Origin of the sequence: Evansella sp. AB-P1, from assembly GCF_029688925.1 — a bacterium.
Taxonomy (GTDB): domain Bacteria; phylum Bacillota; class Bacilli; order Bacillales; family Salisediminibacteriaceae; genus Evansella.
The window spans coordinates 25391-46124 of the sequence record NZ_JARUKY010000026.1; the positions used below are offsets into that span (position 1 = coordinate 25391).

15 protein-coding genes and 1 pseudogene are annotated in these 20734 nt (G+C 34.4%); 12 read left to right on the plus strand and 4 right to left on the minus strand.

The annotated features are described in order from the left end of the window. Positions 1 to 75 precede the first annotated feature (75 nt). From QA612_RS20250 to QA612_RS20265, 4 genes are all read left to right on the plus strand, one after another. A complete protein-coding gene (locus QA612_RS20250; protein WP_278285650.1) occupies positions 76 to 1056 on the plus strand; it encodes a hypothetical protein in 981 nt (326 codons plus the stop codon). A gap of 129 nt (positions 1057 to 1185) precedes the next feature. Continuing rightward, positions 1186 to 5814, plus strand: a complete 4629-nt coding sequence (locus QA612_RS20255) for an AAA domain-containing protein (RefSeq protein WP_278285651.1) — start codon at positions 1186 to 1188, stop codon at positions 5812 to 5814. Positions 5815 to 6004: 190 nt separating this feature from the next. After that, on the plus strand, positions 6005 to 6310 hold the full coding sequence (locus QA612_RS20260; RefSeq protein ID WP_278285652.1) for a hypothetical protein: 306 nt from the start codon (positions 6005 to 6007) through the stop codon (positions 6308 to 6310). 79 nt (positions 6311 to 6389) lie between these two features. Continuing rightward, positions 6390 to 6677: a PhzF family phenazine biosynthesis protein gene (locus QA612_RS20265; protein ID WP_278285653.1), complete on the plus strand. Its 288-nt coding sequence runs from the start codon at positions 6390 to 6392 to the stop codon at positions 6675 to 6677. Positions 6678 to 7166: 489 nt separating this feature from the next. Here the strand turns inward: QA612_RS20265 and QA612_RS20270 are convergent, their stop codons facing one another. Further along, entirely contained in the window at positions 7167 to 7931 is a 765-nt protein-coding gene (locus tag QA612_RS20270; protein ID WP_278285654.1) for a type II toxin-antitoxin system SpoIISA family toxin, read from the minus strand. A gap of 225 nt (positions 7932 to 8156) precedes the next feature. On the opposite strand from QA612_RS20270, the gene QA612_RS20275 reads away from it, so the two are divergent. The 4 genes from QA612_RS20275 (at position 8157) to QA612_RS20290 (ending at position 13573) form a co-directional block, all read left to right on the plus strand. Next, positions 8157 to 8378: a hypothetical protein gene (locus QA612_RS20275; RefSeq protein WP_278285655.1), complete on the plus strand. Its 222-nt coding sequence runs from the start codon at positions 8157 to 8159 to the stop codon at positions 8376 to 8378. Between the two features lie 1202 nt (positions 8379 to 9580). Continuing rightward, positions 9581 to 11023, plus strand: coding sequence for a serine hydrolase domain-containing protein (locus QA612_RS20280; RefSeq protein WP_278285656.1), 1443 nt, complete (start codon positions 9581 to 9583; stop codon positions 11021 to 11023). 309 nt (positions 11024 to 11332) lie between these two features. Further along, the gene (locus QA612_RS20285) at positions 11333 to 12418 is read left to right on the plus strand and encodes a hypothetical protein (RefSeq protein ID WP_278285657.1); all 1086 of its coding nucleotides are present in this window, start codon (positions 11333 to 11335) and stop codon (positions 12416 to 12418) included. 390 nt (positions 12419 to 12808) lie between these two features. Beyond that, entirely contained in the window at positions 12809 to 13573 is a 765-nt protein-coding gene (locus QA612_RS20290) for a class I SAM-dependent methyltransferase (RefSeq protein ID WP_278285658.1), read from the plus strand. Between the two features lie 507 nt (positions 13574 to 14080). Here the strand turns inward: QA612_RS20290 and QA612_RS20295 are convergent. Continuing rightward, entirely contained in the window at positions 14081 to 15397 is a 1317-nt protein-coding gene (locus tag QA612_RS20295; RefSeq protein ID WP_278285659.1) for an SH3 domain-containing protein, read from the minus strand. A gap of 394 nt (positions 15398 to 15791) precedes the next feature. Beyond that, a pseudogene (locus QA612_RS20300) lies at positions 15792 to 16226 on the minus strand (aldo/keto reductase); the annotation flags it as partial. A gap of 365 nt (positions 16227 to 16591) precedes the next feature. Here QA612_RS20300 and QA612_RS20305 point away from each other — a divergent pair. The 3 genes from QA612_RS20305 to QA612_RS20315 all read left to right on the plus strand — a co-directional run bounded on the left by QA612_RS20305 (position 16592) and on the right by QA612_RS20315 (position 17935). After that, positions 16592 to 16747 (plus strand): hypothetical protein, encoded by a 156-nt coding sequence (locus tag QA612_RS20305; protein ID WP_278285660.1) that lies wholly within the window; start codon positions 16592 to 16594, stop codon positions 16745 to 16747. Positions 16748 to 16795: 48 nt separating this feature from the next. Next, entirely contained in the window at positions 16796 to 17125 is a 330-nt protein-coding gene (locus QA612_RS20310) for a hypothetical protein (protein WP_278285661.1), read from the plus strand. A gap of 135 nt (positions 17126 to 17260) precedes the next feature. Continuing rightward, on the plus strand, positions 17261 to 17935 hold the full coding sequence (locus QA612_RS20315; protein WP_278285662.1) for a hypothetical protein: 675 nt from the start codon (positions 17261 to 17263) through the stop codon (positions 17933 to 17935). 475 nt (positions 17936 to 18410) lie between these two features. Here the strand turns inward: QA612_RS20315 and QA612_RS20320 are convergent, their stop codons facing one another. Further along, positions 18411 to 19532, minus strand: coding sequence for a GntR family transcriptional regulator (locus tag QA612_RS20320; RefSeq protein ID WP_278285663.1), 1122 nt, complete (start codon positions 19530 to 19532; stop codon positions 18411 to 18413). Between the two features lie 505 nt (positions 19533 to 20037). Between QA612_RS20320 and araD the strand changes: the two genes are divergently transcribed. Beyond that, positions 20038 to 20733, plus strand: coding sequence for an L-ribulose-5-phosphate 4-epimerase (gene araD, locus QA612_RS20325; RefSeq protein WP_278285664.1), 696 nt, complete (start codon positions 20038 to 20040; stop codon positions 20731 to 20733). Position 20734 lies beyond the last annotated feature (1 nt).

A 20734-nucleotide genomic window follows, 5' to 3' on the forward strand; every position in this document is an offset into this window, starting at 1 on the left:
AAATAGCTGTTTATTTTTATTAAGTAATTGGACAAATTTTACCGTGCATACACCTTTATAAAGGTGGTGGGAATGATGCAAGAAATACGTGAATTTGTAATTGATAAAATAAAATATGATTCGGTTCCCAGAGTAAAACACTATAGTGAAGCTCTTTATAATGATTTGTTTAGAAATGGGTTGAGAAGACCATTAGAAGTAGAGGGTCCAGATAGCTTAGGGTTTGTTTACTTAAAGGATGGTTATTTACGGGGTGAAGCTATTAAAAGAATAAGGGACAAACATCCCGAACGTTTTAAAACCATTAAATGTTTGGTAGTCAATAAAGAGATAACAACTCCTTTAGAGAGAAATCTTGAACGTTTAGGGGATGCTTTTTATAGCAGCAAGATGACAGGTTTTGAGAAGCAACGTTATATTGAAAATGCTATTAATGAAGGTATTTCAGAAAGGGATTTAGCTAAACGATTTAATGTCACCGTTTCAGTTATTAGAAGAATTCGAAAAGGTGAGAGCGTTCCTGAGGGACTTAGAATGGAAATAGCTATGTTAAAAGGAAGTCAGGAAGCGCTAAGAACTATTTACCATTTAGATACAAGCCAAGAATTTGTGGATAATATGTTAGATAGATTAAGAGAAGGAGAATTGAAAACAATACATGCTACATCCATAAAAAGAGTAATTAGTGCTGAGTGGTATGAACGATTAGATAATGTTGGAAAAGAATCAGTGATTTTAAAGACTATAGAACAAACTGAATTTACAAAAGAAGCAGCCTCATTAATAAATTTAAATGAAGTTGTTAAACGAGATCCTACTGAGAATAAAGATTTAATTCATCCATGGATTATTTATCTTTGCGAAGAAATTGAAGCTATCAATGAAATGATCCCTAATGATATTTCTGAACATGTTAACTCCATACAAAAGAGACGATTAAAAAATGCTACTTTTAAGTTTTTGGATAGAATAAAGTGGGTGTATGGGGAACGAACATCTTTTGGTGGCATGATGTATAGATTTAAAATGAAGGAAAAAAATGATGACATCCTGTAAACGGTATTGAATCATAAAATTTCAATCCTTTGCAGTAAATTTTGTTTGTAAAATTTTGTAATACATCCTCATTTTTTAGATACTAAGATTCATAAATGTAATATAATGGTTATAGAAGGAGGGGGATTAATGGGCGATATTATAGCCACTAAAGTGAAAAGCTTTTTTGAATACTTGTTAGCATTAAATAACTTAGTAGGAAAGGTGACACGAGATTACAAAGATTATGAGAAAAGTTGGCATCTTAATGAGCTAAATCGTTTAGAAGGTTGTTATATATTAGAGGATTGTGAAGAAATAGATATACTTCTTGAAATACATAGACCGGAAATAACAAAAGAGGATTTATTGTATCCTAATCCACCTAAAACGCTAAAAGAATGGGTTAAGGGTAACTACACAGATGAACGAAGCCATATAACTGTTGTTTCTCAGAATAAGTACTTGGATGATAATGGGGAAGAACAAATTGAAGAGTTTTCACAGGATTCAATTAGGGTGAAGTCATATCAAGACTGGCACAGGGAATGGAAACAATGGGCAAGATATTTAAGTGAAAAAAAGTTTGTTCAAAAGTTATATAGTGATTTTTTTGAAATAATACAACAAATGGAAAAAGAAGGGGAAGCCCTCGAATTCTTGTTTGGTAAAGGAATATTAGTTTGGAAATTTACTGATGAGAAGGATGGAATTATATGCGCCCCATTACTTACAACCAAATTAGAATTAGATTTGAATGCAGATAAAGGCATTATTATAGCGAGGCAAGTGGAACAAGAAATAACGGTCGAAAACGAAATGTTTTCTGGTATTAAACTACCAAATATCCAAAGGCTAAACATGCTAAAAAGAGATTTAAAGGGAGTTACTATAACAGAAGATCAAACGGATTTTTTAACCCAATTTATACATTTAATAAACGCTGATGGTCAATATTTGGAGAGAGAAACAGAGAAAATGAATCCCAAATCCTATCCAGTCATTTATGGGAGTGAAATTTTCTTTTTAAGGAGAAAGAATGTACGGGTCCTACGGAATGATTTAGAGCAAATAATAAAAGGTATTAGCGATGAACAACTAGAGATAACAGAATCTTTGAGAGGCATTATTGGCGATAATGAAAATAAGGAATTAAATAATAGTAATACCGAACAACAAGGGTTGATTTTAAAAAGTAATGATTTATATTTCCCCCTAGAATCAAATGAACAGCAAAAAGAGATTATTAATCGAATTTATCGTAACTATGGTGTTACGGTTCAAGGACCACCGGGAACTGGGAAGACTCACACGATTGCGAACCTGGTATCGCATTTTTTGACTCAAGGCAAAAAAATATTAATAACTAGTCAAAAGGAGAGTCCCCTAAAAGTCCTAAAGAATAAAATTCCAGAAGAAATAAGGCATCTCTGTGTACCTGTTTTAGGTGGTGGAAGAGAATCTTTACAGGAAATTGAACAATCCATTCGAGTAATTAGTGAAAAATTAGGGGAGTTGGATTCAAGCAGATTAGAGATTGAAATTACAAGGGATTTAGTATCACTTGATCAAAGTAAGCGACAAGAGGCAAAATTAAAAAATTTATTGAGAAGTTATGCTGAAAAAGAAGGGACACTACTTCATTATAAAGGTGAGAAATTATTTAAATACGATGTAGCTAAAAGGTTATCTGAAACAAGTAACAATTACAGTTGGATACAAGATAACATCATGATGAATGCAAATTTCCCTTTAGAAGATTCTGATTTTGAAGAATTGTGGCAATTAAAAACGCACTTAAGACCAGAAGAACTTGCCCTTTTAAATCACGACTTACCAATTGTAGACAACCACTTAAAGAACAGCACCGCATTCAGGTCATTTATTGAAGAAGGAAAAAAGTTAGAACAGTATAACCCTAGTGGTCAACAAGTAATTGAACAATATCGATTTGAAAAGAATAAATCAAAGTTAGTCTTGCTATTAAAAGAGGCTAAAAATATTTTGTCATGTCTAAGTGTGTTATCAAACACAAAATTAAAAGAAATGGTGGAAGATTGCAAAGCTGGTGGACTACGCGAGTCAAGATGGCAAGAGTTTAGTACACAAATGAGTGACGCCATAGAACGACTCTTTAAACTACACCATACTTTAGTCATACACACGATAAAACTTCCAAATAAACCATTAAATCATATAAAAGAAGATATCGAATTAGTAAAGGAACGTTTAAAAGCAGGAAACAAGCCCGGAATGATTTTTTTCCTAACGAAAGGTAAACGGACAAAATATTTATTTGAAACTCCGGTTATTGACGAACGTCCCATTACTAATGTGGGGGATCTTGATACACTTCAAACCCATTTAGAATATGAGATGCGAAAAGCAGAAGTTACTCGTGTCTTCAATGGGAATATGGCTGATATCGGAATTGACGGCTTGGATAATAGTGTCCAAAGGTTTACCCATCAATTAGAGGAACGTATGAAAGAAATCAAAATTATATTGAACAGTATTACCCAGATAGATGCGTTTAAAGAGAAAGTCATTGCTTACGAAATTAAAAACTTTGATTTTTATTCTAGTATGGATTATCAGAGACTAATAGATGATTTAACCCTTGCAATAGGTTATGAAGATTATTCTAAATGGTTTAATGTATATAATTTAGAGCTCAAACAATTGAAAGAATGGGCAACAAATTACAATAACCAAATTTGGGATGATTTTTATAAAGCTTTTGCTAATAAAGACGCTATTAAATGGGAAATGCTTCTTAAGCATTTACAAGAACTAAAGCATAAAAAACAATCTGTCATACGATTTTATCAACTAATCAGTAAAATGAAAATAACATTACCTCTAACAGCTAAATCATTAGAATTATCTGTCGGCCATGAAGCAGCATTCCCAAATGATTTCCTAACATCATTTGAAAATCAAAAATTACAAACGTGGTTAGATGAAACAAAGGATATGAATGTAAGTAAAATTAAAAAAGAAATAGAAGAGGAACACATAGAACAAAAGAGGTTAATTAGAAATATTGTAAGCAAAGCTACTTGGAAAAATCAAATTGAACGAATAACAGATGGAGAGAAACGTGCTTTGTCTGCTTGGAAATCCTATATTAAGCGATTCGGCAAAGGCAGTGGAAAGTATGCCCATGTAAATCTACAAGGTGCAAGAGAACAAATGAAAACAGCACAAACAGCAATTCCTGTTTGGATAATGCCGGTAAACCAGGTACTCGAAAATTTCCCAATTACAAATGAGAAGTTTGATGTTGTCATTTTTGATGAAAGTAGTCAGTGCGATTTGTTTTCAATAAACGTACTATTACGTGGGAAGAAAATTATAGTTGTCGGTGATGATGAACAAATTAGTCCTCAAGCTATTGGTACTAATCTAGAGGATGTTCATGAATTAGTGAGAAGACATTTAAAAGATATTCCAAATGGAAATTTATTTGATGGAAACATCTCTCTCTATGAAATAGCAGAGCAAACGTTCCCTAAAGAAGGAAAGCTAATGTTACGGGAACATTTTCGCTGTGTACCTGAAATAATACAATTTTCAAATGATCTAAGCTATAGTGGGCAGATGATTCCACTTAGGTTACCTCTAGAAGAAGAGAAAATTGATCCGCCAGTTGTCGCAGTTAAAATCGAAGACGGTTACAACGATGAAAGGGAAAAGGATATAAATATACCGGAGGCAGAGCAAATTGTTAACGACATGGTGACTATGATAGACAATCCAAAGTATGAAGACCAAACGTTTGGTGTCATAGCACTACAAGGCAATAAACAAGCGAAACTTCTTGAAACAAAAATTAGAGATTTCATAGGGGATAAAGAATTTGTTAAAAGAAGGGTGATATGTGGTAATGCTTATACTCTTCAAGGGGATGAGAGGGACATTATCTTTTTATCCATGGTAGTAGCCCCAGGTAGGAATTTTATGGCGTTAACCAGACCAAGTTTCAAGCAAAGTTTTAATGTAGCAGCTAGTCGTGCAAAAAATCAAATGCGACTATATCACTCTATTGATTTGGAGCAACTAAATACAACTGACTTACGTTATAAGCTATTAAGCTATTGTAAAAATCCGACACGGATTAATGATATTATTGAAAATCTTGAAGAAAAATGTGAATCTCCTTTTGAACTAGATGTTTTAAGAATGATTGTCGCAAGGGGCTATAGAGTTACCCCTCAAGTGAAAGTAGGGCATTATCGTATAGATTTTGTCGTAGAGGGGTTGAGGGATCGACTAGCTGTTGAGTGTGATGGTGAAAAGTGGCATGGTCCTGAAAAGTTTGAAGAAGATATGCAAAGACAGGAATCATTAGAAAGGGCCGGTTGGAAATTCTGGAGAGTACGTGGAAGGGAATTTTACTTCAACCGCAGGAAAGCCATGGAGAGTCTATGGGAGATGTTAGAAACATTAGGAATTAAACCTAATGATCATAAAAATAATACTAGTATTGAACTGAACAATGAACCGACGGAAACCAACGTTACTCAAACAAAATTGGTAGTTGAAAAGCCAAATAAATGTCCTGTAACGGATGCTCTAAGAAAAAAGGGTCTTGTAACAATTGATAAAAGAGAGCAAGGGGGCCGACTATGGGTAATAGGCGGTTCAGAGCTTCAAACAGTGTTAAAGCCATTGCAAAAGGATGGTATTGTGTTTGGATTTACACCAAAAGGAAGTAAATCAACAAAAAATTTACCTGCATGGTACTTAAAAGCAGAAGCTTTAGAGTTAATTTAAGAAATTCATTAAACTGTTCAAAAAAAGTTGTGTGAAAAACAATTTTATTGTGCAGTTTTTTGCTTTTTCGTTGTTTTTAAAGTAAAAATTTAAGTAAATGAAATCTATCGATAAATTCTTCCAAATAACGACAATCCATAAAGATATTATGTTTATAAGTCATATAGTCCATTAACGAGGCGATGGGGCATTGGGGGGGGGGGAGGATCTATATCTATTTTCTACGATAATCGTAACACTTTTTATCAAATGCAAAATGTACTGGGGACTGGCACCTTTCCCCAAGATGATCAGTGAGGCTGATTGTCATGCATCTATTAATAGGGGGAGGGCATTTATTTCAGAGGATAATCGTTTAAAGCGAGAGGGGGAAGTGAGGAAGCAATCAACGTTGAAAAGACTTGAGGGGGAAGTAAATGAAGCGAAGGAACATATTGTTTATCTTGATGAGATTGCCCATAAATTAGCGGGGGAGATTGCAAAGGGGTTGGGGTGATGAAGCGGTTGGAGTATGAGGTGGAGGGGTTGAAGAATGATAGATTAAGGTGCCAGACCCCTAGCATGCTAAAGCTTTAATGTCCTGGGGGACTGGCACCTTTTCAGGCACCTTTTCACGGCCTTGGAGTGGCACAGATGAAGACCCAGTTACGGGTGGAACTCATACCTTCTTAGTGAAATATTGGTCATCTAAATTAGGTAAGACAAAAATGAAATCATTTCAGGCGTCAAAGCGAACAGGTTTCATGGGAGTGGAATTAATCGATAATAAACTATTGATTCGTGGAGATGGAGTTATTGTAGTGGAGGGGTGTCTAAAAATAAAAAAAAATTTAGATGAGCTTGCCTTCCATGTATACTTCTGAATTGATGGATTAAAAGTGCCTACCCCCAGTATGGTGAATGTGTACAGTGCTGGGGACAGGCAAAGCTTTACTTTTGATTGGTTGAATTTTTATTTTCTAACGAACTAAGTTTCAATTTTTCAAGGTTTCTGATTATTCGTTCGTTTTCACTTCTTAATTTAATTGAATAACTTGTAGGAGTAATTCTAGGAATAACTACAGGGGCCCTTTTAAACTTTTCCATATCCTCACCTCTATGTCTTATCTTATGTAATATATTTGAGGATATGAAAAAGAAGTGCTGAATTCGCACTTCTAGAATTAACTAATCAATTTTCAGACGGGTATGCCTTCTTACGGACCCAACAATTCGTTTATTTTTTTCTCGGAGCATTTTGCTACCTCTACTTTCAGAGATGTAAGGTATAGTAACTGCAGCTTTTCTCGTGTGAGCAGAAATAGTAACTCCTTTGCGTTTGGATTTAATTGATTTTGTTTGGGGATTTGGACTCACACTTCCTCACCACTTCCATCATTATATTGAACTGCTAAAGTATAAGTAACAACTAATGTTGTTATCGCATTTCCGTCATCCTCTGTAATTCTTAGTTTACTGTCTGTTGGTTCTACTCGGATAACGTATGAATCATCTAAAATTTTAAAGGGGTAAAATCCTATTGTATCTTTATTAATAGTAATAGTTTCATTTTGTTTTAATGACCGTATTACTTTATTCTTCTTAATATAACCTAAGTCTTCCAATAATTCCTCTTGTTCTTTTTTTGTGCTATAAGGCAAAATATGAATGTCTAAAGGTTCAATATTTTCATATTTTTTCAATAAATTATCAAGCTGGTTTATATAATCTTCCTTATTTTCAGTATATATTGGAAAGTCAAAGGTAGTCAAGATAAGTGGAATATGCCCCATCTTTTTTCTTGATTGATCCAATTCCTCTTGAGTGATCCCTACCTGAATTTTTGTGCTTTGTAGTTCTTGTCCACCTATTTTACTAAATTGAAGATTCAAAAAAATAAATGAATCAATTAAAACGAATGCAACAAACACTATGACATAACTTATCCAGTGAGTGATAAGGGTATCAGGGTAAACTGTCAAATATATTAAACTGCATAAAACAAATAAAGAATACCAGGTTTTCCTTATAGGCTCCGTAAATTTGTAAATCAACTCTCTATACTTCCAAGAAAAGAAAATATAAATGACTAATAATAAGAATAATACCCAAGGAGTATATTTAATGAAGTTATCCAATCAATGTCCCCCTTTTAAAGCAATCTATTATGTTGTATAAATCAACCTATTATTCTTTATATTATCATAATTTTTGGAAATTTAAAGATTCGAGATTACATGATATATGAACTATTGAATCAGTTAGTTCATGAGCTACGAAATGGTAGCCAGAGGAGGGGACAGCGCAATAAAAAAAGGATTTTTACCCTTCCTGTCGAATAGGCTAGGGGAGGGGGGATGGTCATGCAAGATAACTTTGCTCAATTATTAGGTTTCTCATTAAATGCTTTAGCTGTCATTGGTTTTGTATTATATTTATTTTTTGTTCCTGAAGTTAATTTATTCTACGCAATTATTAGTTTGCTAGGTGGATTAGTTACAGGAACAGTATTAATAACTCTAGGAAAGATTTTGGCCGTTTTAGAAAGTATGAAAAACCAAAAGCCTAATGATACTACAAATTAACTAGATAAAGATTTCTATCGAAGGACGTTCATAATCGGATGTCTTTTTCTCATGAAAAGAGGTGATACATTGAAATGCACACTAAACTTAGTGTGTAGTTAGCTTGCTGAAAACGTGAGGAATGAGTAACTATACACAGTCTTAAAACCAATGAAAAACCAACGGGGGACGGTACTTGACCAAAGAAGAGTGTATTGATTTTAATCATGAAAAACTCTTCTTTTATTTTCGGGAAATTAATTTAGCTACCTTTCACAAAATTGAAAGTTAGAACAGTCCCCATTCTTAAGAGGCGATTACTTTCAAAGTGATCGTCTTTTTCAAATTAATATTTTTTGTATTAGTTAGCCTGTGATTTGGTCAAACCTCCACTCCAAAGTCCCTTCCAGCACCGTCACAAAGTGTTCAGAAATATTACATAATTTATGCCTTCTCACTCCATATGTTCTTGTATTCTAGAAGTAGATATATGGTGGATGGTGAAAAATAATGGGTACTACAGTAAGAGCAATTGTGGGTGTTTTTTAGACGTGTATCTTTATAAAAAATAGGAAATGAAATACGAGTAAAGCGTGTTTAAAACTCTTATGTATTTGAAAAATGATTAGGAGAAATTAATATCTGAAAAGTAGTCTGTTCAGAAAATAAACACTGATTTGAAGGAATTGTTCAAAGGTCAAACCTTCCTGGATTTTTCACCATTACTTCGAACGACTCCATCCTACGTACAGCCAAGTTTATTTGTCAATAATGTCCCGAAATTCAATGATAGTTAGGTGAGTAAAGTGAAGGAGAAAATTCAATTAGATTATACACTGATAACGAAAGAGGAGGCCCCCACGGAGAGTATATCGTCAAGAAAAGTATGAGTAGTTGGTCCATCCGCATGAGAAGGACAAAAGATTCGGACGTAACTTTATGCCTTACAGAGAAAAAGAGTAACATGTTAGATGCTAGTTCACCAATCCGCTGATATAGAATGTTGGCAATGAACAGCTAACAAAGTCTAGCGAGAGTAAATTTTAAATGATGAAATAAATCGTTACAGAATCTCTATACAAAGAAGGCATTATAGTATCGCTTCTGGTTTCTCAAATTTATTTGGCTTAGGGAATCTAGAAGACATTTTAATGTATTACAAATATCGTTTACTAGAACCACCCCATTTACCTTTAAATTGAATTGGATGAGGAGATAGGAAGATGATGCTCAGAAAATTGCTGTTTTCACGTGTTTTTTTTATTCTTTTACTTATATCTATTACACTCACTACCCCATTTAAAGCTAATGAATCCCCTATTAGTAATAATAAAAATGAAAAGTTAGATTCGTATATTCAAAAAACGGTGAATAAGCTAGTCATTCCTGGATTATCCATAGCAATTTCATATGAAGGAGAACTCGTGTATAGTCAGGTTTTTGGAGAAGATATAAATAAGCAAACTCAATTTTATATTGGTTCCACCACTAAGCCTTTTACATCCTTAGCGATAATGCAACTGATGGAACGTGGACAAATTAAACTTGATGAAAAAGTATCTACATATCTGCCCGCTTTTACTGTTTCCGAAAAAATTACAGTCCGGCACTTGTTACAACATACGAGTGGAATGTCTGAATCAGAGTATATATCTAAGCTTCCTCCCTATGCTCATTTTTCGGATTTAATTGAAGATATGAATCAGTTAGAACTATCGAACGAGCCTGGGGATGCGTTTTTTTACTTTAATCCTAATTACAGTTTACTAGGAGCCATAATAGAAAGTGTAAGCGGATATACTTATCCAGATTATATCAAAGAGCACATTATTGATACCCTTCAGCTGAATCATACTTCTCTTTCAGGTGAGGTAGACACTCCTGGTCATGTGTCGTTTTTTGGTATTCCCATAAAACGAACTGAGCCCTTTAAGAACTATGATTTGCCAGCTGGTTATATTACTTCAACGGCAGAAGACATCGTAACTTTCCTAGACGCTTTTGCCTACGGAAAAACAGAATTGGGGATTTCTCAAGAAAGTGTTTCTCAGATGATGACTGGAAACTCTGCAAACTATGGTATGGGTTGGATCGTATCTAATGTAGGGGGAACACAGGCTGTACATCACGGTGGATCTCTCCCTGGTTACAGTTCAGAAGCCATTATTCTAAATGAAGAGGGATATAACATTTCTTACCTTATAAACAAAAATCATTTAATAAATGGCATGGTGTTTTATCCTGATTTAACAGATGGAATAATTTCGATTCTTATGGATCGCGATCCAGTATCAAAAGCGAATTACTATTGGATAGTAAGGGTTTTGCTAGTGTTGTTTGTGGCAACGTTACTTTATAATGTTTACAATGCTGCTAAGATGATTAAACAGAGGAATGATATAACGATGAAACAAAGGATAAAAGGTTCCATTCTCAATACGACAATTCCACTCACCGTTATTTTACTCATCCCCATCCTCAGCCCGTATATATTAGGAAGAGGGATGACTTGGGAGCTAGCATTTCTTGTCTCGCCAGATCTTATTGCTTGGCTGTTCTTAGGAGTAGGGGTTCATTTAGTGGAAGCAGCTATCCATATAGGTTTTATTATTAAAGAAATATCCTCTGACAAGGACAGTAAATGCCATGAGGTTACCATTTCTTAGTTTTAGGTGCCTGGTAGAAGGTGCGTGATCCCCAGTGTGATGATGTTTTAATGCAAGGAGGATCAGGTACTTTTTAAAATTATTAAAATTTGCAGAGTGTACATAATTGATAAAACTAAAAGAAAAGGAGAACTAGTAAAATTTAATATAGAAATAAATGAAGTTAATCCAAAAATACCAATTAGTAGTTTTAGAGTCTTAATAACGTATAAGATGCTCGAAGAATAGGAGGAACCATTAACACGTAATGAAATGAAGAGACTCGATAGCGAAAGATTATAATAAAATATAAGGAGTGAGGTTGAGATTATGGGATGGAAACATATAATTAATCCTTTTCAGATTAATATAGAACCAATGGAAAGATTATTATTGATAAACTTCGAAAAAAGTCCAGATGACATTTATGTTGCTTTTGAGCCTCAGGTATTTAATGATGCCATAATTGGCAAAGGTCATCTAATCATTGGGTGGAGGCGGGATGGTATGGTAGATGTCTACCATCAGCCGAGCCTAAAACCTGATCCAGCAGGATATGACATTGTAGGTAAGGGTTTAGCAAATATGGTTGAAGATGAATTATCTGAAGCGTCTTATGAAGTCAATAATTTTGGCGTGCAGGCCTATTATCGATTTAAAGACATTAATAATAGAGTTGTAAAGATTAAAATCAAAGAAAATAATTCTAAAAAACGAAAGCCATTTGGTTTGCTTGCTCCTATGGGAGATGCAGCAGAAAACCCTTCAGCAATGCCTTTAGTACTGTTACATGACTTTTATTTTGTACGAAAAAAACATACTGAAGTTGAGATAAGCATAAATGGTAAATTGCATCAACCTGATGAATTACCTTTACCAATGGATGGTAAAAAGATGTTTTATTCACGCTACAGTACCAAACCATTAATCGTCACTTTTAACCGTGCTTTAGATACTGAATTAGAACCTTTAGAAGTGAAATTACAAGAACAGCAGATAAGTTCTGGAGAATATGATTTTGAGTTAGAGTGGAATAATAATAAACCTGCTATAAAACGTATTATCCGGAATAATAAAATCCATCCAGTTACATTGCTTTTTAAAGATGCTTTTCCTGATATTAGAACTTTAGGGAACGATATTAGTTTCGAAGGAAGCTTTGAAATTGAAGGACATCATTCCACAGGACTAATAGGAGGACACTATACACTTGAGAAAAAGAATGATGAAATTAAGATCTCAATGGTACCATCAAGTGGCTGGAAACCGCGCCCTACTAAATTTTCCCTTCTATTTCTCTACACAGTAGCGAAAATATTTAAAAAGTGGCCTACAACATACGAATGGACAGCATCTATTCAAGATAAAGAAAATGGAGTTTTTCATATGAAGTCGGACTGGAAAAGGATTAAGTAGATAGCAAGAGACTTAAAGGTGGATTGTAAAGTGAAGGTCATTTCGGTGAGGGAAGTAGGATTAGATTAAGGTGCCAGACCCCTAGCATACTAAAGCTTTAATATCCTGGGGGACTGGCACCTTATCCTAATATCCTAATAAAAGTGTTAACAATAGTCATTATTAACACAATATTGTTTAATGATTAGTATTAACTTTTTATATACTGGTTTTCGTTCAAGAGCTTAAATATATTATGAGGAGGATACTCTTATGATAGTGAAACGAGATAACTGCTCGGTGCAGTTGATAATAATCTGATAATAGATTGTACCGAGCTTATAAAACTTATTATCAGCCAACTGCACCCTAAAACATTTATAAAAAAACAAATGTGAAATGGGGTTCAATATGGATACAAAAAAGTTAAAACATTACTGGATATCTGAAGAAAGGAAGACATTTAAGGGGTGGGATTTTTCTTATATTGCAGACAGAACATCTGGAGGAGAATTACCATGGAACTATAAAGATATTGTATTATCGTATATGAACAGCGATATTGAAATTCTCGACATGGGGACAGGCGGTGGAGAATTTCTATTATCTTTAAATCCACCTAAAGGAAAAACTTTTGCAACGGAAGGATACCCTCCAAATTATGAAATATGCAAGAAGGTTTTACCTAAATATGGAATTGATGTGCGTCGAGTATTTAATAAATATCAATTACCATATGAGGATAATTCTTTTGATTTAATCATTAATCGACATGAATCAATATATACTGATGAGGTATACCGAATTTTAAAACCAGGTGGGACCTTTATTACTCAGCAAGTTGGTGACCAAAATAACAAAGAATTATCACAGTTTTTATTAGAAAATGAGTTAGAAATTGTTGAAGAGGGTTTCAACTTGAATACACTTTTGAACGATTTAAACAAATCAAATTTTAAAGTTTTAGATGGTCATGAATGTTTCCCAAAAAAATATTATTTTGATATTGGGGCACTCGTTTATTTTGCAAAAATAATTGAATGGGAATTTCCAGGCTTCACCGTAGAAAAATGCTTTGATAAGTTGTTAATGTTGCAAGAACAAATAGAAACATATGGTTACATCGAAAGCGTTGAACACCGATTTTTATTTATAGCACATAAAAGAAATGTATAAGCATTTGTAAGCATCATAAGATATATACTCGTAATGTCTAATTGATTGAGGTTTTAAATTAAACTTGACTAACCTAACAATCGATTTGAAATTTTAATTAAAAACCACCATCCTTGTGATTAACGGGTCTACATGTGTGGTGAAAAAAGGAAAAACTCAGAGGAGTGCTTTTTATTTCATTGATAAATGTCTTGGCTATGTGTGGTAAAATCCTTGTCATTCGGTGGTAAAGTACATGGCGAAGCAATAGGCTTTAATTTAATTGGCGATTTCTTGAATAAGGGAAGACTAAAGTACTAGACTTTAGTCTTCCTCTATCGCGTAAATTATGGTATGTCATTTCTATTGAATCGTATCCTTGTACAACGGAGTAATAGGACGGATGTTCTTTCGTTCATATCTTATAAGTGAAAGACTTTTGCAGCCCTTTATTCTCTAGGAATCAATATAGTAGTATCCTTTATACAGGATATCAAGAAGAAGTTCAATGTTTTCATTTCGTGCATGTTATTGATAAATAATAAGCCCCGGTTTCGGATTGAGTTCCATAACTTCCTCTGGAGTCATTAGCGGATTATCATAGTGGACCCCCGATATATCAGAATAGTAATACCATAATTTAAAGCCTTTGTATGGTATGTTCGTTGCCTTTGAATTTGTCGCATGTGTCGCTATTTTTCCAGAAGGAGGACCCCACCCTGACGTATTATGCACCAGTAACACGGGATCGTAGTCAACGGATACCTCTTCAATATTATGAACCATTTTTTCAATAAACTGATGGAAAACAAATTGTCGTATCCCTGGAATGTCATTGGAAATCATATATTCACGCATTGTTTCTTGAATTTGATTTATTTCTTCACCGGTTAAATGTCCAATCTCGTTCATTGGATTATTCGTGCGCCATTCAGGGTCAAGAGCTAGATGAACATTGGGATATCTCAGAAATGGCAAGATTTCATTAAGGGCATCAATAGGATGATATTTTCCCATTTGATGGTCAAGATAGACTAAGACACCATTCTTATAGGCTTCCTCAATGTAGGATATCATTTGGTCGTAATTTAATACACCAATTTCTCCACCTGGCTGAACGGTTCCATAAATAAGGTAAATTGCTGGGATGACCCCTTTATCACCATTTACAGAATCGTATTTTTCAGATGTATTTTTTAAGATAGGAATGAGTTCTTGAACAGAGTGTCGTCCTACAATTCCCATTAATCTCGAATTAGGGTGTCCGTAATAGGATACGACTGTATTATTTTCAAAAAGGGTTGGAGATGTAAAGAATTCATTCATTTCTTCATCTTCAAAAAGATTTGGATTTGATAAAAGCTCTCTAGAATCCTTCACTGTATATTGTGTTAAAACCCAACCTTCAATCGTATTATCTGCATTCACAACTTGAATATTTAACCAGTCGTCTTCTCCATCTTTTACTTCTTCCAGAACTTTTACTTGTTTTCCTTTCGTGATGATCCCAAGTGAGGTACCTTGGGCATCTCTGTCTGCTCTAATGTTCAACCTGTCTACACTTACATAAGCGACATTATCTTGGACTGTATTATCTTCTACATTTTCTTCCACTTCACTAGTTTCTTCTGTTTCATCTGTTTTGTCTGATTCTTCAGACTTCTCGTCTTCTTTTGATTCGTCTTGTTCTTCTACTTCATTTTCGTTATTGTTTTCCTTACTCTCTGACTCTACCTCATCAGCTGAGTCATTGTCTTCTGGTGACGTTGTTTCGTTACTACACCCTACTAAACTAATAGAAATTACTAGAAATAAAGCAAAAAAGAATAATGCTTTTTTCGACATTCCGACACCCCTTTTTTTATGTAATATCAATCCAAGAACATCATACCGCTTACATTATTAAAATAGTATTATAAAGACTAGTTAAAAACAATAGTAGTTTCTTCCTTTGTGGGACATGGGGGACCTTATCCCAGTTGGCTTCAACGATATACTGTGCAGCAGGAGACTTTAAGTAAATCGGGCATTTCTTGAATAAGGAAAGACTAAAGTACTAGTCTTAGTCTTCTTCTATCGCGTAAATTGTGGATATATTTTCTGTTGAATAGTTTCTTTGTAGCGGGGGTCTGACTGCATAGTCATGATGGAAGCTATACGTTAGTGGAACGTGCTTGATCACTAAGGGGAAGCGAAGGGACGAGGTAGCTTACTTAAAGCCCTGTCCCTTTACTACAAATTAAGGGAGTATGTTTCCTGTGGAACGATAGATGCTATACCATTCTTCACGGGTTAGGTGAACAACGCTTGCTTTTATACATTCTAATAATCGGCCTTCATTCATGGTTCCAATTACAGGCTGCATGTTCGCAGGGTGGCGCAGCAGCCACGCAATAGCAATCGTTGTATTTGATACGTCATATTTTGCAGCAACCTCATCAATTTTTTTGTTTAATTCCGGGAATTTTTCGTTACCGAGAAATACGCCTTCAAAAAAACCATACTGGAAAGGTGACCAAGGCTGGATTGTTATATCCTTTAATCTGCAGTAATCAAGCACACTACCATCGCGATTTACTGCAGCTTCATTTTCCATATTGACATTGATCCCACTGGAGATCATCGTTGTGTTTGTAATACTTAATTGAAGCTGGTTGGCAACGATCGGTTGTTTAAAAGAGTTAAAGAGTTAAGGTGCCAGACCCCTAGCATGCTAAAGCTTTAATGTCCTGGGGGACTGGCACCTTTTTCCAGACTAAAATCGAAGAGCCTGACCCCTAGTTGAGTAAAGCTTTAAAGTACCAGGTACTGGGCAGCCATTTCCAAAGTGGTCCAGTTGCGAAAGAGAAAAATCAATTCAAAGCACTGGTGAAAATACCCGTGCTTTTCTTTATGGAAGAATTTAATACGAATTAATTGGTAATTGGTAAATTTATGTTAACATGAAAATAGAAAATGCAAGGATTTATGAGGTTTTTCATTTTACGAAAAGATCTGTTTAAAGAAGCTAAGAAATTAATCTTTTGAAAGGGGAATGATATGAAAAAACGTATGACCATCTTCTTATTGATTTTCTTCTTATCAATATTGTCTGCTTGTTTAGATAATAGTTTTACAGAGAACGAAGCTATTAAATTTTTAAAAGATGAACATATTGAAAATGATTTTATTCTGGAAATCATATATACAGAATAATATAACGGTGGATATCTAATTTTTTACCTATCAGAACACGGGATGCACATGAATTTTGTTCAAAAAAAGCAAGGTGAAAGGTATGTCGATAGAGCTGCAAATGCAGATGTTAACACTGAAATTGGTATATCACGACATTCATCTAACACAGTTCCAAACTCTTTCTATTATCAAGGAGGAGTTATAACTAATTCTAATATTAAGCATGTGCAGATAGTAGAGCCTGAACAAAAGGACGCAAAAATAGTCGCTACTGATAATGATATGCGGATTTGGTATGTTTTCTACGATGAACATCCAGGAACGGATTATGAAATACAGGCATTAAATAAAGATGAAGAAGTAATACACAATTTAAACGCATTGGACGAATGGTAGTAGATAAATAACCAACAGGGAAGTGGTAGTGGATGATGTTATTTCCAATGCTGTAACGTACTGGTATAGGAAAAATGTATATTTGTTAATTCGCAGGTAAAGGTAATACCTAAATACAATTTGAGGTGTTGTAAATTGACGAAGAATATTTTTCTTATGATGCTTATTTTTAGTACGCTTATTTGTGTGGGAAACAATGTAACAGTTTCTGCCAATACAATCGGTGAGTCTCGACCTTTTGAAGAAATATATCCTGAAATTGGTTATAAAACGGTTGAAGAAGCTGTTAAAGAATTTGAAAATCATTTCAAACAAGATTTAAATCTACCGTTCAGGCTCCCACCTTTACATTTTACACATCATTTCGGAAGGTTTTCAGATGCTGAAGGTGAAATAAACGATTCTCTTGAATTGGAGTTTATCAATGATAATTCACCAGAAAATCACTATTCTATCTTTGTTCGACCTATTGAGCATAAAATACCAATTAAAGATAAGCGGATTGTTAAACGATTTAAGTTAAAAAACGGAAATGAAGCAAACTTTATTAACGTTTCTGAATCTTTTGAAGCCCTTGTCTTTGAAAGAGATAATTGGCAATACATGCTTAGTATTCCTAAAAGAATTTCAAAAAAAGTCACTGCTGAAATGTTAGTCGAAATTGCCGATTCAATTGATTATCCAAGTGGGAGTAAGGAAATGGGACATAGGGACAGGACCATGTCCCAGTTGACTTTAGAATCCCTTTATTTTTGTATAAAAGTCACTATAAAGTATCCGGTATATTGTGCAGCAAGAGACTTTAAGTAATAAGAGCATTTCTTTTTGGTTATGTGCCAGACCTCCAGCATTCTAAAGCTTTAATGTACTGGGGGACTGGTAACTTTTCGTTATAGTAATTACAAACAATGACTTTTTAAACCTAATATTGCCTCAGCAACAATGTTAAAGAAACTCGGCTGTTTAGAAGAAGGAGTTCGTAGACAAATGGTTTATAGTGACGGGCGTTATATAGATGAAATTTTATTTGGATTAACTAAAGATGAATTTGTTAAAGAAAATAATTGATTATTACACATTTATTATCCTACTTTTAATACTTAACGGTGACTGGTTACTTATTAAAAAAAGATATGCTACTATTTTGATTAAGCTTTAATTGGGAAACACTACTTTACATTTTTTTCTGCGACCACTACTCAAGCCAGGTTGAGTGTCGTGTCGAAACTCATTTTAAAAGAAGGCAACTAACCCTATTGGGCGTTGCCTTTTTACGTTTTGCAGATTAGCTTTGTATCTTTTCAAATGATGTAGTAGAATTTCTGATGATTATTTTTGGTTCATACACTATGGATGGAGGACGATCACCTTTCATTTCAACAGCAGAAACCATCCATTTTGCAGCATCAATACCCATTTGCATTTTTGGATGGGTGATTGTAGTAAGCTTAACCTCGGTAGCTTCTGCTAAAAAAGAGTCATCATTACCAACAATAGAAACATCCTCTGGAACACGTAAACCACGATTCCTTAGTAAATTTAATACTTGTATGGCAAGTTCGTCATTGTAACAAACAATTGCAGTTTGCCTTTGGTCAGTATTCAAATATTTTTCTAATCGCTTTAATAACTTGTCATATCTTTCTTCTGTTGTATAGGTAATGACCATCTCTGGAAAAAACGTCAATCCAGACTCTCTAAAGGCACGAATAAAGCCTCTCATCCTATTGATTCCTTGGAGGTCATCTGTTTTAAACAAACCGATGATTTTCTCGTGTCCCAATTTAATGATATGTTCAGTAGCTAGATATCCACCGTTTTCATCATTTACTATGATGTGTGGAGGTATTATTTGTGAATAAAATTGATTAACCATTAAGTATGGAATGTTTTTTTGTTCCAATTCCAGATAATATGGAATGTTTGGATTGTAATTGCTGCTTTTTGTTGGTTCGACGATAAGGCCATCAATGTCTCTGTTTAACATCGTTTGTAAGCAATGCCGTTCTTTTTCAACATCATTGTTTGTACAAGCAAGGGTTAAGGTGTATCCTTCCGCTGTTAAATAGGATTCAATTCCCCTAATAATAGAGGGGAAAATGTAGTCAGAGATATATGTTGTAATAACACCGATATTTTTTTCCTTCATAGACCTTAATGGTTGTAAAGTTTGAGGTGTATCTTCAGATAATTTGTGAGAACAGAATGTGCCAGATCCTTGTTCTTTGTATAACCACCCTTCATGAACCAATCCTCCAATAGCTTGGCGAATCGTGTGTCTGCTAACGGCAAACATTTTCATTAGTTCATTTTCTGAATATATCTTTTCACCAGGTTTAATATCCCCACTTGTGATCCAATCTTTTATCTTTTCTTTAATTAAAATATATTTTGCTGGCTGTGCCACTGCATTCACCGCTTTCAATTGTTGCTTGTATTGCTATTGTTAAAAATGTACGTACGACATGATAATTCATAAGTAATATGTTAACAAAAAAAAGATGAAATATCTCCATTTATTTCTTGCTTCTCTTAAATCCATGTATCTTTAGTTGAACTACTATTTAAGATAATTTTATTAGAATTAAGAAAAATAAATTTATTAATTGAAAGTCTCTGTTAAAGGAAATAGTAGATTTTATTATTATGGCTGATTGAAGCGTTTCCTTTAGGAGCCACTACGATGACATTTAGCCGTTACCCACAGGATGTGGGTTGCTCTTAGGCGGAATTGGAACACCATGAAGTGGAATTCAACACGAAAATATAACACAGCCTAATTGAAAAAAAAATAATAGATGCTATGATTAAATTAACTTATACGTATAAGTATAAAATAATTATAACTTGTACGTACGAATGTTAGATGGTTATGTATAGAAAATGATAGGAAAGGGAAAGGAGGAGACTGTATGCTAGATCAATTAAAAAATGAGGTTTTGGAAGCAAATTTACAACTTCCTAAGCATGGTTTAGTAACATTTACATGGGGAAATGTAAGCGGGATTGACCATGAACAAGGGCTTATCGTCATTAAACCGAGTGGTGTACCGTATGAAGACTTAGAAATTGACCATTTAGTAGTAGTAGATTTACAAGGGAGAGTCGTTGAAGGGACATTAAGACCATCTTCAGATACACCAACACATCTTGCACTTTACCGAAAATTTCCGGAAATAGGTGGAATTGTTCATACCCACTCTTCATGGGCTACCAGCTGGGCTCAAGCTGGACTTCCAATTCCAGTGCTTGGAACTACTCATGCTGATTACTTTTATGGAGAAATCCCTTGTACCCGTAAACTATACGAAGAGGAAATTGAACGAGAGTACGAATTTGAAACTGGTCATGTCATTATTGAAACTTTTGAAAGTGAAGGGATTGATCCAATTGCCATGCCTGGTGTTCTAGTAGCGGGACATGCACCATTTTCCTGGGGGAAAAACGCAAATCAAGCTGTTCATAATGCGGTGGTTTTAGAGGAAGTGGCCAAAATGGCTTTTCATACCCTCCAGTTGAATTCGAATACTAGACCTATTGATCCATTTTTATTAGATAAGCATTACCTTCGTAAGCATGGTGCGAATGCCTACTATGGACAAAAGTAGC

What these genes read in the sequence shown, in the direction of transcription:
- QA612_RS20250 (WP_278285650.1), top strand. Translation starts at nt 76, where the DNA reads ATGCAAGAAATACGTGAATTTGTAATTGATAAAATAAAATATGATTCG.
- QA612_RS20255 (WP_278285651.1), top strand. Translation starts at nt 1,186, where the DNA reads ATGGGCGATATTATAGCCACTAAAGTGAAAAGCTTTTTTGAATACTTG.
- QA612_RS20265 (WP_278285653.1), top strand. Translation starts at nt 6,390, where the DNA reads ATGTCCTGGGGGACTGGCACCTTTTCAGGCACCTTTTCACGGCCTTGG.
- QA612_RS20275 (WP_278285655.1), top strand. Translation starts at nt 8,157, where the DNA reads ATGCAAGATAACTTTGCTCAATTATTAGGTTTCTCATTAAATGCTTTA.
- QA612_RS20280 (WP_278285656.1), top strand. Translation starts at nt 9,581, where the DNA reads ATGATGCTCAGAAAATTGCTGTTTTCACGTGTTTTTTTTATTCTTTTA.
- QA612_RS20285 (WP_278285657.1), top strand. Translation starts at nt 11,333, where the DNA reads ATGGGATGGAAACATATAATTAATCCTTTTCAGATTAATATAGAACCA.
- QA612_RS20290 (WP_278285658.1), top strand. Translation starts at nt 12,809, where the DNA reads ATGGATACAAAAAAGTTAAAACATTACTGGATATCTGAAGAAAGGAAG.
- QA612_RS20295 (WP_278285659.1), bottom strand. Translation starts at nt 15,397, where the DNA reads ATGTCGAAAAAAGCATTATTCTTTTTTGCTTTATTTCTAGTAATTTCT.
- QA612_RS20305 (WP_278285660.1), top strand. Translation starts at nt 16,592, where the DNA reads ATGAAAAAACGTATGACCATCTTCTTATTGATTTTCTTCTTATCAATA.
- QA612_RS20310 (WP_278285661.1), top strand. Translation starts at nt 16,796, where the DNA reads ATGAATTTTGTTCAAAAAAAGCAAGGTGAAAGGTATGTCGATAGAGCT.
- araD (WP_278285664.1), top strand. Translation starts at nt 20,038, where the DNA reads ATGCTAGATCAATTAAAAAATGAGGTTTTGGAAGCAAATTTACAACTT.